The sequence below is a fragment of the Streptomyces sp. NBC_00328 genome, assembly GCF_036139655.1.
In the GTDB taxonomy this organism is placed as follows: Bacteria; Actinomycetota; Actinomycetes; order Streptomycetales; family Streptomycetaceae; genus Streptomyces.
This window is the reverse complement of sequence record NZ_CP108013.1, coordinates 5,362,061-5,376,538: the sequence shown is the minus strand read 5'-3', so window position 1 is coordinate 5,376,538 and position 14,478 is coordinate 5,362,061. Positions and strand designations below refer to the sequence as shown.

Below are 14,478 nucleotides of genomic sequence, written 5' to 3'. Positions count from 1 at the left end.
TACGTTCGGGCCATGACGAAGGCAATCAGCGTCGCCGGACTGCACAAGTCGTTCGGCAGGACGCACGCGCTGGACGGACTGGACCTGGAGGTCGAGGCCGGTGAGGTGCACGGCTTCCTCGGCCCCAACGGCTCCGGGAAGTCCACCACCATCCGGGTCCTGCTCGGCCTGCTGCGCGCCGACTCGGGCACGGCCCGGATGCTGGACATGGACCCGTGGGCGGACGCCGTCGAACTGCACCGCCGGGTCGCCTACGTCCCCGGAGACGTCACCCTGTGGCGCAACCTCTCCGGCGGCGAGGTCATCGATCTCTACGGGCGGCTGCACGACGGGGGCCGCGCCCGGCGCGGCGGACCGGGCGGCGGGCGGACCGGCGGCCTCGACCCGGCGCGGCGCGCCGAACTGGTCGAGCGCTTCGAACTCGACCCCACCAAGAAGGGGCGCACCTACTCGAAGGGCAACCGCCAGAAGGTCGCCCTCGTCGCCGCCTTCGCCTCCGACGTCGACGTGCTCATCCTGGACGAGCCGACCTCCGGTCTCGACCCGCTGATGGAAGAGGTCTTCCAGAAGTGTGTCCGGGAGGAACGCGACCGGGGCCGCACGATCCTGCTGTCCTCGCACATCCTGAGCGAGGTCGAGGAGCTCTGCGACCGCGTCAGCATCATCCGCAAGGGCCGGACCGTCGAGAGCGGTTCCCTCGCCGACCTGCGCCACCTCACCCGCACCAGCGTCACCGCCGAACTCACCGGCCCGCCGAACGGACTGGCGTCCCTGCCCGGAGTCCACGAACTGGACGTCCAGGACACCGGGGTCCGGCAGGACGGCGTCCGTTGCCGGGTCCGGTTCCACGTCGAGAGCGACAAGCTGAACGCGGTCCTGCGGTCGCTGACCGACTCCGGCGTACGGTCCCTGACCTCGACCCCGCCGACCCTGGAGGAGCTGTTCCTGCGGCACTACCAGGACGACGTACGGGCCGGCGGATCCGAGGAAGGGGCGATGACCCGATGACCGCCACGACCGCCGGCCCCTTCGCCGCACGCGTCGGCGGCTCCCGCCCCCTGGCCGGCACCGGAACCCTGCTGCGCTTCGCGCTGCGCCGCGACCGCGTGATGATGCCGCTGTGGATCGGCGTCATCGCCCTGATGGTGCTCTCCCTGCCGGCCTCGCTGAAGTCCGTCTACAGCACCCCGGCCGAACGCGCCTCCCTGGCACGGCAGATGCTCGCCAACAGCTCCCTGCGCGCCACCTACGGACCGGTGTTCAGCGACTCGCTCGGCGGACTCACCGCCTGGCGCATCGGCGCCTACGCCGGAGTCCTCGCCGCCGTCATGAGCCTGGTCGTCGTCGTACGGCACACCCGGGACGAGGAGGAGAGCGGACGCCAGGAACTCGTCTCCGCCGCGATGGTCGGGCGGCGGGCGCCGCTGACCGCCGCCCTGCTCGCGGCGCTCGTCGCCAACGGCGTTCTCGCCCTCCTCATCACGATCGGCCTCGCCGGACAGGGCGGTGCCGGGGCCCTGGCGCTGGGGCTCGCGATCGCCGCGACCGGGATGGTCTTCGCGACCATGGCCGCGATCGTCGCCCAGCTGACGGAGAGCGCGCGGCTCGCCAAGGGACTGACGGGCGGGCTGATCGGCGCCGCCTTCGTCCTCAGGGCGGCGGGCGACTCCGCGACCGACGACGGCTCGTCGGCGCTGACCTGGATCTCACCGGTGGGCTGGCTGGAGAACGTCCGCGCCTTCGCGGACGAACGCTGGTGGGTCCTGTTGCTGTTCGCCGCGGCCGTCGCCGCCCAGGGCGCCGCGGCCTACGCACTCGCCGGGCGGCGCGATGTGGGCATGAGCTTCCTGCCCACCCGGCCGGGACCCGCGACCGGACGCCTCGGCACGGCCGGGGCGCTGGCCTGGCGTCTCCAGCGCGGCGCGGTACTCGGCTGGAGCCTCGGATTCCTCGCGGCGGGCGCCGCGTTCGGCGGCATCACGAAGGGGGCCGCGGACCTGGTCGGCGACAACGCCAAGACCCGCGAGATCATCGAGCGGATGGGCGGGCAGGCCGGGATCACCGACGCGTTCCTCGCCGCCATGGTGAACATGCTGGGCATGGTCGCCGCGCTCTACATCGTCGCCTCCGTGCTGCGGCTGCACGGCGAGGAGACCTCGCAGCGCGCCGAACCCCTGCTCGCCACCGCCGTCGGCCGGCTGCGCTGGGCCGGCGGACACCTCGTCCTCGCCTTCGGCGGCACGGTCCTGATCATGCTGCTCGGCGGGCTCGGCCTCGCTCTCGGCTACGGCGCCGAGCTCGGCGCCATCCTCGGTGCCTGCCTGGTCCAGGTCCCGGCGGTCTGGACCCTGGGCGGTCTCGCCGTCCTGCTCCACGGCCTCTCCCCCCGGATCGCCCCCGGTGCCTGGGCCGCGGCGGGCCTCGCCCTCCTCCTCGGCTGGATCGGTCCCGCCCTGAAGATCCCGCAGGCCGTCATGGACCTCTCCCCCTTCGGCCATCTGCCGAAGCTGCCGGGCGGAACCATGGCCTGGACACCGGTCCTCGTCCTCACCGCGATCGCGGCGGCCCTGACGGCAGCGGGACTGGTGTCCCTGCGCCGCCGCGACCTGGCGACATGAGGGGCGGGCCGCCCGGCCGAGCCGGAAGGCGACCCGGCCGCTGACGAGCCCTTGGCGGCGCGACCTGCCGAGACGAGCGGTCGCGCCCGCCGTCACCAAAACCTCGGTGTCGGAGCCGCGCCGCCGGGCGGACAGCGGTGGACGGTCGCGCCGCCGGACCGGCAGGAACAGGCGGACACGCCGCCGGACCGGCGGGAACGGGCGGACGGACAGCGGTGACGGTTGTCAGACCTCCACCGGCAGGCTCTCCAGTCCACGGATCACGAAGTTCGGCTTGCGGACCGGCTCCTGGGCGAGCCGGAGACCGGGGGCCTTGGTCAGGAGCGCGCTCATGGACGCGGCCAGTTCGAGCCGGGCGAGCGGAGCGCCGATGCAGTAGTGGATACCCGCGCTGAAGGAGATGTGCGGGTTCTCCGACCGGGACAGGTCCAGCGTCTCCGGGTCCGCGAACACCTCGGCGTCACGGTTCGCGGAACCGAAGAGCATCGCGATCTCCGCACCCCGCGGAACCGTCGTACCGTCGATCTCGATGTCGTCCAGCACCCACCGCTCGAACAGCTGGAGCGGGGTGTCGTAGCGCATCAGCTCCTCCACCGCCGTCGGGATCAGCGAATGGTCCGCCCGCAGCGCCTCCAGCTGCCCGGGATGCCGGAACAGGGTCCACCAGCCGGTCACCGTCGAGTTGACCGTCGCCTCGTGCCCGGCGTTCAGCAGCAGCACGCAGGTGGAGATCATCTCCTGCTCGGTGAGCCGGTCGCCCTCGTCGTGCGCCGCGATGAGCCCCGAGATCAGATCGTCCCCGGGCTCCTTGCGGCGGGCCTCGATCAGGCCCCGCAGGTACTCGGTGAACTCGACCGACGCCCGCACCGCCTTCCGCGCCACCTCCTCGGACGGATTCAGTTCGTACATCCCGCAGATGTCCGCCGACCAGGGCCGCAACGGCGCCCGTTCGGACTCCGGGACACCCAGCATCTCCGCGATCACCGACACCGGCAGCGGCTCCGCCACATCGGTCAGCAGATCCCCGCCGCCCGCCTCCACCAGCCGGTCGACCAGCTCACCCGCCAGCCCCTCCACATACGGCTTCAGCCGCTCGACCGTGCGGGGCGTGAACGCCTTCGACACCAGCCGCCGGATCCGCGTGTGGTCCGGAGGCTCCAGGTCGAGCATCCCGTGATCGTTGAGCACATGGAACGGCTCGTGCTCCGGCGGCGGTGCCGTCCGCCCGAAGTCCTCGTGCGTGAACCGGTGCTGATAGGTCCGGCCCAGCCGGCGGTCCCGCAGCAGTGCCGACACGTCCGCGTGGTGCGGCACCAGCCACTGGTTCGTCGGCTCGTAGTAGTGCACCCGGCCCCGCGCGCGCAGTTCCTCGTACGCCGGGTACGGGTCCGCCACGAAGGCCGGATCCCACGGGTCGAAGGCCCGCGAACTCTCCAAAGCTGCCATGAACGGACGCTAGCCCGACCCACCCCCAGCTGACCAGGGCCGCCCCGTTCCGGGGGCGCCGGGCGCCGTCATCTGGGGGTGACCAGGCGGGCCTCGTAGGCGAACACCGCGGCCTGTGTCCGGTCCCGCAGGCCCAGTTTCACCAGGATGCGGCTCACATGGGTCTTGATCGTCGACTCCGCGACGACGAGCCGCTGGGCGATCTCCGCGTTCGACAGCCCCTGCGCGATCAGCACCAGCACCTCCGTCTCCCGGTCGGTGAGATCCCCGTACGCCCCGTGCGCCGTCGCCGACAGCCGGGGCTCCTCCGCGAGCTTGGAGAACTCCGTGATCAGCCGCTTGGTGACCGAGGGGGCGAGCAGCGCCTCCCCGGCCGACACGACCCTCACCCCGTCGGCGAGCTGGCGGGCCGAGGCGTCCTTGAGCAGGAAACCGGACGCCCCCGCGCGCAGCGCCTGGTACACGTACTCGTCGAGGTCGAACGTCGTCAGCACCAGCACCTTCGCGGCACCGTCCGCGGCGACGATCTCCCGGGTCGCGTCGATGCCGTTCATCTCCGGCATACGGATGTCCATCAGCACGACGTCCGGGCGCAGCTCGCGGACCCGGTCGACCGCCTCCCGGCCGTTGACCGCCTCGCCGACCACCTCGATGTCCGGCATCGCGCCGAGCAGTACGGAGAAGCCCTCGCGGACCATCATCTGGTCGTCGGCGATCAGCACACGGATCGCGCGACCCGTACCGTCCGTCATCCGGTCTCCTCCCCCGACGGCACCGGCAGGAACACCGCCACCTCATACCCTCCGTCGTCCATGGTGCCCGTCGTCATCTCGCCGTCCAGCATCGTGACCCGCTCGCGCATGCCCGTGATGCCGTGCCCCGCGCCGTGCGTGGACTTCTCCAAGGTCGTCACCGGCGCGGGGCCGTTGACTATGCGCAGGCCGAGCCCGCCGAGGACATAGCCGATCTCGACGCGGGCCGGCGCGCCCGGCGCGTGCCGCAGGGTGTTGCTGAGGGCCTCCTGGACTATCCGGTACGCCGACAGTTCGACGCCCTGCGGAAGCTCACGCACCGCACCGGTGACCGCCTTCTCCACGGTCAGACCCGCGTCCCGCACATTGGCGAGGAGCCCGTCCAGATCGGCGAGGGTGGGCTGCGGCGCGTCCGGCGCCTCGTAGTCCTCGGCCCTGACCACGCCCAGCACCCGGCGCAGCTCGGTGAGCGCCGCCACCGCGTTCTCCCGGATCGTGACGAACGCCTGCTCCAGCTCCGGGGGCGGATTCTCCACCCGGTAGGGCGCCGCCTCCGCCTGGATGGCGACCACGGACATGTGGTGGGCGACCACGTCGTGCAGCTCGCGGGCGATCGTCGTGCGCTCTTCGAGCAGCGTGCGCCGGGAACGCTCGTGGGCCGTCTCCGACTGGTGGGCGGTCACCTCCTGCTCGGCCTCCCTGCGGATGTTCAGCACCGTGACGACCAGGAGGGCCAGTGCGGAGACGAAGAGCAGCGGGAACGTGTTGACGCTGTAGTAGCCCCCTCCGAACAGGGTCTCGGTGATCAGGCTGTACGCCGCGGTCAGCAGCCACATCCACGCCGCGACGCGAGGGCGTGAGCGCAGAGCCACGACCGTCAGCACCGTGACATGCGCTATGAAGCTGCCGGGCGCCCACGGCCAGTCGCTCCAGGCGCTGCCGAACATGGCGACGGCCGGGGCCGCCGCGATCGAGAGCCAGAAGGCGCCGACCGGTCGGACCAGGGTCGCCAGGACCGGAAGCAGGGCGAGGAACCCGCACAGCGGGGGTGCGACCGTGCCGCCGCCGGGGCCGAAATCGGTCTCGGCGCTGTAGGCCGCGGCCATCGCGAGCAGGCCGGCCGCCACCACCACCGCGTGCGGGGTCCAGGCCGCGTACGCGCGCAGGGTCCCGGGGAGGCGGCGGGTGATGGGGCCGTCCGTGCGCATGCGGCGAAGGGGGCGGTAGGCGAAGGCGTCGTGGAACATGTCCTGCCGCAGGCCGCGCACGGCGTCCGCCGCGAGGCGGTACTCCGGGCTGCGGGGCTTGGCCTTGGCACCGCCGGGGGGCGGGGACGTCGTCTGCGTGTGGGTCGTCTCGGTCACGCTCAGAACGGTAGGCCCGGGCGGGGGGTGGGGTCGTCACCTGCGAGGAGGGTCCTTGGGAGTCCGTCTCAGGTACTACGGGTAGGTCCGGGTTCGCGAGGAGGTGGCGGCCGGTCTTCGGCCGGCCTGTACGGACATCAGTAGCCGGTGGGGCGGACCAGCCCCGATTCGTAGGCGAAGACCGCCGCCTGGGTGCGGTCGCGCAGGCCCAGTTTGACGAGGATGCGGCCGACGTGGGTTTTCACCGTCTGCTCGGCCACCACCAGACGCTGGGCGATCTCGGCGTTGGAGAGACCCTGGGCGATATGGGCCAGGACCTCGGTCTCGCGTTCGGTGAGATCACCCACGCGTTGCTTGAGGGGAGCGCGCGGGGTGGAGTCGAGGCGGGAGAACTCGGCGATGAGGCGGCGGGTGATGCCGGGGGCGAGGAGGGCGTCGCCGGCGGCCACCACACGGACCGCCTCGGCGAGTTGATCGGCCGAGGCGTCCTTGAGGAGGAAGCCGGAGGCACCGGCGCGCAGGGCTTCGTAGACGTACTCGTCGAGGTCGAACGTGGTGAGCACCAGGACCTTGATGTGCGGGGTGTCCGTCGTGATGCGGCGGGTCGCCTCGATGCCGCCGAGTTCGGGCATGCGGATGTCCATCAGGACGACGTCCGGCGCGAGTTCGGCGACCTGGCGGACCGCGTCGAGTCCGTCGACCGCCTGGCCGATCACCTCGATGCCCGGGTTCGCGTTGAGCAGCACGGTGAATCCCTGGCGGACCATCTGCTGGTCGTCGGCGATCAGAACGCGGATGGTGCCGCTCACGGTCGTCATGACGTCTCTTCTCCTGGAGGCCGGTCAAGGTGTCGTCGTCCGGGTGACGTCGTCGGTGGGCTCGACGCCGTTGCCCGGGAGGAAGGCCGCCACCGCGAAACCACCGCAGGACGTCTCCGAGGTCACGAGAGTGCCACCCAGCATCGCGACGCGCTCGCGCATACCGAGCAGTCCGTGCCCCGCGCCCGGGGACGGCGGGGCGCGGAACGCGGGCCGTGAGTTGACGACCCTCACCTGAAGGCCCCGCGGGAAGTGCCAGAGCTCCACCTTGACCGCCGAACCCGGCGCGTGGCGCAGGGCGTTGCTCAGCGCCTCCTGGATGATCCGGTACGCCGACAGCTCCACGCCCGGGGCCAGGGGAAGCTGTTCCCCGGCGATCTCCGTGGTCACGTCCAGTCCCGCGGCGCGCGTGTTCTCGACCAGGGCGTCGAGCCGGTCCAGCGTGGGCTGCGGGGCGTCCGGCGCCGCGCCCGCGCTCGCACCGAGGCCGTACGGGTCCTCCGGATTCTCCGAGCGCAGCACTCCGAGCACCCGGCGCAGCTCGGTCAGCGCCTCCAGGGCGTTCTGCCGGATGCCTTCGAGGTTCTCCCTCAGCTCGTCCGTCGGATTCTCCACCAGGTGCGGGGCGACCTGCGCCTGAATGGAGATCACCGACATGTGGTGGGCCACCACGTCGTGCAGCTCGCGCGCGATACGGCTGCGCTCCTCCAGAACCGTGCGGCGGGCGCGCTCCTCCTCGGTCAGCGAGGCCTGCTCGACCAGTTGGCTGCGCGCCTCGCGGCGACCGCGCAGCGCGGTACCGAGCAGGACGACGATGGCAAAGACGATCACCGCCGTCGCTCCCGTCGGGTGGTACGACGGGCCCCCGGGCACGCCCTGCAGCGGGTACGAGGGGTCGCCGTCCAGGCCGTGCAGCGGGTACGAGGAGTCGCCGGCCAGGCCCTGCAGCGCATAGGTGGCCAGGCCGGTCAACGACAGCGCGCCGACCGCGACGCGTGTGGGCGTCCGCAGGGCCAGCAGGAAGAGCACGATCGCCTGCGCCGTGATCGCGGGCCCGCTCCAGGGCCAGTCCAGTCCCGGTCCCGATCCCGGGAGGCCCGCCACCGGGTCCATACGGACGGCGGCAGCGGCGACCACGGTCGCGCCCAGTGACAGCCACCAGGCCGGAATCGGGCGCCACAGCGCGAGCGCGACCGCCGCACCCAGCGCGAACCCGCTCGCCGTGCCCAGCGGGAAACCCAGTCGATAACCGCCGCTCAGCTCGTCCATGGCCGCCAGCCCGAGCCCGAAGGCGACCAAGCACACCACGACATGCGGCAGCCGGCGCAGACGACGGGGCCGGGACAACGGCGGCAGCGGCGCGGCCGCCGGCACCGCCAGTTCGCCCAGGATCCCGCGCAGGAAGGGAAGAGAGGTCTGCGCGAGGGTCCGCGCGAGGGTCTGGACGCGGATGGCGCGGATCGCGTGGACGGCGCGCGTCCCGCGGGAGGTCCGGAGGGTGCGGGGGGCGTGGTCGACGGGCGTGGTCGGCGCGGTGGCGAGCTCGGGTGGCTCGGGGGTGGGTGAGGGTGCGGGTGAGGTTGAGGGCATGTCAGGGAGCCTTGCGGGCTCGTCGTCCCGGGGGCGGTGCTCCTCGCTGGTCACACCGTCAACCCTAGGCACGAGGTGCCGCCTTGGGCGTGGCCGGGCCGGGGCCGCGGCGCACGCGGTGGACCCGGACGACCCGGGAAGGACGGCCGTTGGGGCGGCGGGGTCCACGCTCGTGCGCGCTGAAGGCGAACCAGCACAAGGTGAGGGCGCACACGAAGACGGGCAGCCAGGCGACCCTCGCGGCCACCCAGGCCAGGGAGTCGGGGGTGGTGTGCAGGCCGGGAAGCCGGCCCGCGAGCCGGCCGAGGGCGGTCACCGCCATCAGGGAACTCTGGTGCCAGAGGAATATCGTCATCGCCGAGAGGTTGGCGAAGGCCGTGCCCGCCCAGAGCACCGGGCGCCGCATCACCCGGCGCAGCGGCTCGCGCAGCAGCAGGGCGAGTCCGCACTGGGCCAGGCCGAACGTGACCGCGGCCAGTGTCGGCGGGTCCAGGTTGGAGACCGCGGCCCCCGGTATGCCGACCATGGACGCCGGATAGCCGGCCCACGTCACCAGCACCGCCGTCGTCGACACGCCCCCGCCGAACAGCACCCATCCCGCGCGCCGTCCCTCCAGCTCGCCACGGGTCCAGGCCGCGCCCAGGGTGTACGGCACCATCCAGCCCGCCGCGAGGTTCACCCAGCCGAGCCATGCCGGGCCGCCGAGGCCGAAACGGATGACGTCGACGTGGAGAACGACGGCCAGCGGCCACAGCGGGCTGAGACGGGTCAACAGCGGTGTCGCCGCGGTCAGTCCGGCGAACACCACCAGGAACCAGAGCGGGGACAGGGCCAGCTTCACCAGCGTGCGTACCGTGCCGAAGTCCGCGCCGGAGGCGAGCAGACAAACGGTCGCCACCGTCCAGAGCGTCAGCACCGCCGTCACCGGCCTCAGCAGACGGACCACCCGGGCGCGCAGCCACTGCCCGTACGTCGTGCCGCGCGCCCGAGCCGACGCGTAACTCTTCGTCGCCACATGGCCGCCCACCAGGAAGAACACGGCGAGCGTCTGGAAGACCCAGGAGACCGGGGTCAGCCACGGCATGTGCTGTAAGGGGCTCGCGGTCCGCAGCGCGCCGCCGTCCGCGACGAGCGCCGTCACCAGCCAGTGGCCCAGGACCACACCCAGGATCGCGAGGGCGCGCAGGGCGTCCACGCAGCGGTCCCGTTCGGCGGGGGTGGCCCGGTCGACGCGGTGGATCGCGGTCCGCACACCGCTCAGGGCGGTCCTGCCGGTCGGGGTGGTGCTGCCCGTCAGGGCGGTCATGCCGGTCGGTTCACGCACGGGTGACCTCCGAGGTGTCGCCGAGGACGATGCGGGTGAGGTTGGCCAGGGACACCGAGCCCGGTGCGAAGTAGTCGCTGTGGCCGGCGGTGCCCGCCCGGAAGACCCGTGCGCCGAAGGACGGGGACACCGGGTCGGGGCCCAGGCCGACGGTCGTACCGAAAAGACCGACGCTCGTGTGCGGGACGTACGCGATCCAGTCGGCGGAGCCACGGGCCGCCCAGACGCGGGCGGGGGTGCGCAGCGCGGCGGCCGAGGACGCGCCGGTGCCCGGACTGCCGAAGACGACGATGTCGCTCACGTCCAGGCCCGGGGCGGCGCGGCCGCAGACCACCGTGCCGTACGAGTGGCAGAGCAGGGAGAGGTGCGCCGACCGGCCGACGACGCCGTGCAGCCGGTGCAGGAACGCCCTCAGCAGCGGGGCCGCCTGCTCGGCGCGGTCCGGCGTGATGACCGTGGTGCTCACCGTGCCCGGCGTCTCGTACCCGAGCCAGGCGATGACGGCGCCGCGCGGGCCGAGTCGGTCGTACAGGGCGAGGGCGCCGCCGCGGAAACGGCCGTACGTCTCCAGCGTGGTGTCCGAGCCCGGGACCAGGACGGCCACGCGGTCGGCGTGGGCGAGGTCGCCGAAGACCTCGGCGGCCCGGCCGGGACCCCGGCCGTCGAAGGAGAGGAAACGGCGGGAGGGTGCGGCCATCGCGCGGTCGGCGGCCGCCCGGGTGTGGTCGCCGTGGTCCGCGGCCATCCGGGCGGCCTCGGCGGCGTCGGCCCGGTTCGCCGCGTACGCCGTGTCCAGGGTCGACGCCGTCAGCGGTGCGAGGACCGCGGGTGGCGGCGCGGGGATCTCCGGGCGGGCGGCGCCGGACAAGGGGACGACGACCGCGGCCGTGACGAGCGCGGCGAGCAGCGTGCGGCCCAGCCGCCGGCGCAGTCGCCGCGGCCGTTGTCGTGAGGTGTCCGCGTCCCCCCTGACGATCGGCTTCGCCCGGAAATCCATGGTGTCCGTCCCTCCCCGTGCGCCCGTTCATCGGGCGTCACTGGAAGGGAAATTACGGATCGCCACCCGTCGCCCGCGTCCCGCTGCAGGCCCCATCCGAGAGGTAGCTCTCAGGTACTACGGGTATGACCAGGGGTCGGTGAGGGCAGGTCAACTCCCCTGATCAGCCGCGCCCTTGGGGAGGATCGTTCGGCCGGCGGCACCGGGGTCCGGACCCCGGCTACCAGGCCAGTTGGGCGATCTCCTCCGCCACCACGGCACAGGCGTCGGCGGCCGGGTCGATCAGGGGGAAGTGGCCGACGTCCTCCAGCAGGGTGAGACCCACCACCTCGCCGGCCTTGGCCGCCGCGTCCGCGTAGGACTCGGCGACCGCCTGCGGGACGACGATGTCGGTACGGCCCTGGACAAGCGTGGTGGCGATGCCGGTGGGGAGCAGTCGCACCGGGTCGGCGTAGGGCAGACGCTCCGCGAACGTGGCTTCCCCACCGAGGAGTTGACGGGAGGCCCCGCCGCACACATCGAGTTTCTCCGCGACCTCGAAGTCGGCGATCGGAGCGAGGGCGACGACGCCGCGCAGTGGTGCGGGGCGGTCGGTGTGCCAGGGCGCGTCGGCCGGCAGGAGGTGGCGCGCCGCGGCCCACAGCGCCAGGTGACCGCCCGCGGAGTGGCCGGTGATCACCACGCGCAGGGGGTCGGCCTGCGGAAGTGCCCGGCGTACGAGTGCGGGCAGCGCGTCGAGTGCGGCCGCCACGTCGTCGAAGGTGTCGGGCCAGCGGCCGGCGACCGGGCCTCCGGTGGCGGTGCCGCCGGCCTCGGAGGAGGCCGCGTCGTCCCGCCCGGGATCCGTGGGGCCGCCCTGCGCGGGGATCACGGGCCCGCTCGGAGCGGGTGGTGCCGCCTCTCCGCGGCGGTACTCGACGTTCGCCACGGCGAATCCGCGGCGGGTCAGGAAGTCGGCGAACGGCGTGATGTGGCGGCGGTCGTACGGAGCGCGCCAGGCGCCGCCGTGCAGGACGACCACGACCGGGACGGGGACCGCCGGGTCGGGATCGCGCGGGGCGTAGAAGTCGATCACCTGGTCGGGGTGGTCGCCGTACGCCATCGTGACGTCCGGGGCCACCTCGGGGTGCGAGAAGGCGGACGCCTCTTCGGCTGCGTCGCGCGCGACGGCGTCGTCGCCGTCCCGGGGTGCGGCGTCGTCCTGCATGCTCCAACCTCTCAGCGGTGAAACGGATTTGGCGGGCGAGGGAACAATTCGGCCGTTTGCGGGGACGGTATCAGGCCGGTGCCATGGGTCGGCAGCGGGCTGTCACTCTCGGTCAAGGGGACTGTTCTCCTGGTTTGCCCTGTTCCGGGCGGGCCAGGTACCCGGCGTACGGGTAGGGGCGGAGGGAATTTCGCCCCCTCCGCCCCTACCCGTCCCGTATCCGGGGCTCCGCCCCAGACCCCGCTCCTCAAACGCCGGAGGGGCTGAAATTCTCAGCTCAGCGTCTCCGCCAGTACCCGTGCCGCCCGCTCCGCGTCCGTGAAGCCGACGTACAGGGGGGTGAAGCCGAAGCGGAGGATGTCCGGGTGGCGGAAGTCGCCGACGACGCCCTTGTCGATCAGGCGCTTCATCACGGCACCCGCGTCCGCGCAGCGCAGGGCAACCTGGCTGCCCCGTTCCGCGTGGGCGGACGGGGTCACGGACTCGACCCGGCCCTCGGGGACGTACGCCGAGACGCACTCCAGGAAGTAGTCCGTCAGGGCGAGCGACTTGGCGCGCACACTGTCGATCGAGACGCCGTCCCACACCTCGAGCGCCGCCTCCAGGGCCAGCATCGAGAGGATGTCCGGCGTGCCGACCCGTCCGCGCAGCGCGCCCGGCGCGGGCTCGTACGACGAGCTCATGGCGAAGGGTTCCGTGTGCGAGTTCCAGCCGGGCAGCGGGGAGTCGAAGCGGTCCTGGAGCCCGGCGCGGATGTAGAGGTACGCGGGCGAACCCGGGCCGCCGTTCAGGTACTTGTAGGTGCAGCCGACCGCCAGGTCCACGCCGTGCTCGTCCAGCCCGACCGGCAGGGCGCCCGCGCTGTGGCACAGGTCCCAGACGGCGAGCGCGCCCGCCGCGTGGATCGCGGAGGTGAGGGACGGGAGGTCGTAGCACCGGCCGGTGCGGTAGTCGACGTGGTTGAGCAGCACCGCAGCCGTACGGGGGCCGAGCGCCGAGGGCACCTCGTCGGGGTCCACCGGACGCAGCTCACAGCCCGTCATACGGGCCGCCGACGCCGCGATGTACCCGTCCGTCGGGAACGTCGTCGCGTCGACGAGGATCTCGTCGCGCCCCTCGCCCGCCAGCCGTACCGCGCCCACCAGGGCCTTGAAGACGTTCACGCTCGTCGAGTCGCCGACCACGATCTGTCCGGCCGCCGCGCCGACCAGCGGGGCGATGCGGTCACCGATCCGCTCGGGCGCGGTCCACCAGCCGCTCTCCTCCCAGGAGCGGATGCGCAGTTCGCCCCACTGCCTGCGGACGACGTCCTCGACCCGGCCGGGGACCTCGGCCGGCAGCGCGCCGAGCGAGTTCCCGTCCAGGTACACGACCTCGTCGAGCACGAACCGCTTGCGCAGCCCGGCGAGTTCGTCGGCCGCGTCCAGTTGGGCCGCCCGCGCCCCCAGCGCGGACACAGAGGCTCGCTCAGACATAGGACCTCGCCGTCCACAGCTCGGGGAACACGTTCTTCTGCGCGCGCTTCTCCAGCCAGGCCACCCCGGCGGAGCCGCCGGTGCCGGTCTTCGAGCCCATCGCCCGCCGGGTGGCGACGAGGTGGTCGTTGCGCCAGCGCCACACCAGCTCGGCGACATCCGTCAGCGCCTCGCCGAGACGGGCGAGCTCGTCGGTGTCGTCACCGGAGTACAGGGCCGTCCACGCGGCCTGCACCTCGGGCACGGGCTCGTAGCGCAGCGACACGTCACGCTCCAGCACGGCGGCCGGTATCGCGTGCCCGCGCCGGGCGAGCAGCCGCAGCACCTCGTCGTACAGGCTCGGCTCGTGCAGTGCCTTCTCCAGCTCGGCGTACACCCGCGACGCGCCCCGGTGCGGGACGAGCATGGAGGCGGACTTCTCGCCGAGCAGGAACTCCATGCGCCGGTACATCGCCGACTGGAATCCGGAACCCTCGCCGAGGGCCGAACGGTAGGAGTTGAACTGCGCGGGGGTGAGCTGTCCGAGCGGACGCCAGGACGCGTTCAGCGCCTCCAGCTCCCGTACGGACCGCTTCAGCGCGGCCACCGCGACCGGGACGTCGTCGGCGCGCAGTGCCTTGGCAGCGGTCTCCCACTCGTGGACGATGACCGTGAACCACAGCTCCATGACCTGGGTCGTCACCAGGAAGACCATCTCTCCGGGGTCGTCGGAGAGGGTGTGCTGGAGGTGGGTGAGCACGTCCGCCTGTACGTAGTCCTCGTACGGCGTCGTGCCCTGGAAGTCGAGATGCGGGGTCTCGGGCTCCTGAGCCTGCGTGGGCTGAGCCTGGTGGGACATCGCTGTCTCCTGATTGTGCTCCGGGTAGCGGTCCGCCCCTGCCGTTACC

12 protein-coding genes are annotated in these 14,478 nt (G+C 72.7%); 2 read left to right on the top strand and 10 right to left on the bottom strand.

What is annotated here, in order from left to right; translation table 11 throughout:
- The first annotated feature begins 12 nt into the window (after window positions 1-12).
- Both OG485_RS23575 and OG485_RS23570 read left to right on the top strand, forming a co-directional pair.
- Window positions 13-1,008 (top strand): ABC transporter ATP-binding protein, encoded by a 996-nt coding sequence (locus tag OG485_RS23575; protein WP_328670568.1) that lies wholly within the window; start codon window positions 13-15, stop codon window positions 1,006-1,008.
- Complete coding sequence (locus tag OG485_RS23570; protein WP_328670567.1) at window positions 1,005-2,618, top strand: ABC transporter permease; 1,614 nt, start codon at window positions 1,005-1,007, stop codon at window positions 2,616-2,618. The genes OG485_RS23575 and OG485_RS23570 overlap by 4 nt, the downstream gene beginning before the upstream one ends.
- Before the next feature lie 225 nt (window positions 2,619-2,843).
- On the opposite strand, the gene OG485_RS23565 is transcribed toward OG485_RS23570, so the two are convergent.
- From OG485_RS23565 to OG485_RS23520, 10 genes are all read right to left on the bottom strand, one after another.
- Entirely contained in the window at window positions 2,844-4,064 is a 1,221-nt protein-coding gene (locus OG485_RS23565; protein ID WP_328670566.1) for a cytochrome P450, read from the bottom strand.
- Window positions 4,065-4,132: 68 nt separating this feature from the next.
- Window positions 4,133-4,816: a response regulator transcription factor gene (locus OG485_RS23560; protein WP_328670565.1), complete on the bottom strand. Its 684-nt coding sequence runs from the start codon at window positions 4,814-4,816 to the stop codon at window positions 4,133-4,135.
- Entirely contained in the window at window positions 4,813-6,180 is a 1,368-nt protein-coding gene (locus tag OG485_RS23555) for a sensor histidine kinase (RefSeq protein WP_328670564.1), read from the bottom strand. Before OG485_RS23555 ends, OG485_RS23560 begins: the two co-directional genes overlap by 4 nt.
- Window positions 6,181-6,317: 137 nt before the next feature.
- Window positions 6,318-6,998, bottom strand: coding sequence for a response regulator transcription factor (locus OG485_RS23550; protein ID WP_328670563.1), 681 nt, complete (start codon window positions 6,996-6,998; stop codon window positions 6,318-6,320).
- Between the two features lie 24 nt (window positions 6,999-7,022).
- On the bottom strand, window positions 7,023-8,588 hold the full coding sequence (locus OG485_RS23545; protein WP_328670562.1) for a sensor histidine kinase: 1,566 nt from the start codon (window positions 8,586-8,588) through the stop codon (window positions 7,023-7,025).
- A 64-nt stretch (window positions 8,589-8,652) separates the two neighbouring features.
- A complete protein-coding gene (locus tag OG485_RS23540) occupies window positions 8,653-9,894 on the bottom strand; it encodes an acyltransferase family protein (RefSeq protein ID WP_328674606.1) in 1,242 nt (413 codons plus the stop codon).
- A gap of 10 nt (window positions 9,895-9,904) precedes the next feature.
- Window positions 9,905-10,909: an alpha/beta hydrolase gene (locus OG485_RS23535; protein WP_328670561.1), complete on the bottom strand. Its 1,005-nt coding sequence runs from the start codon at window positions 10,907-10,909 to the stop codon at window positions 9,905-9,907.
- A 220-nt stretch (window positions 10,910-11,129) separates the two neighbouring features.
- Window positions 11,130-12,116 carry an alpha/beta hydrolase family protein gene (locus tag OG485_RS23530; protein ID WP_328670560.1) on the bottom strand — a complete coding sequence of 329 codons (987 nt, stop codon included), beginning with the start codon at window positions 12,114-12,116 and terminating at the stop codon, window positions 11,130-11,132.
- 272 nt (window positions 12,117-12,388) lie between these two features.
- Complete coding sequence (kynU, locus tag OG485_RS23525) at window positions 12,389-13,591, bottom strand: kynureninase (protein WP_328670559.1); 1,203 nt, start codon at window positions 13,589-13,591, stop codon at window positions 12,389-12,391.
- A complete protein-coding gene (locus OG485_RS23520; RefSeq protein WP_328670558.1) occupies window positions 13,584-14,429 on the bottom strand; it encodes a tryptophan 2,3-dioxygenase family protein in 846 nt (281 codons plus the stop codon). Before OG485_RS23520 ends, kynU begins: the two co-directional genes overlap by 8 nt.
- Between the last annotated feature and the right edge of the window lie 49 nt (window positions 14,430-14,478).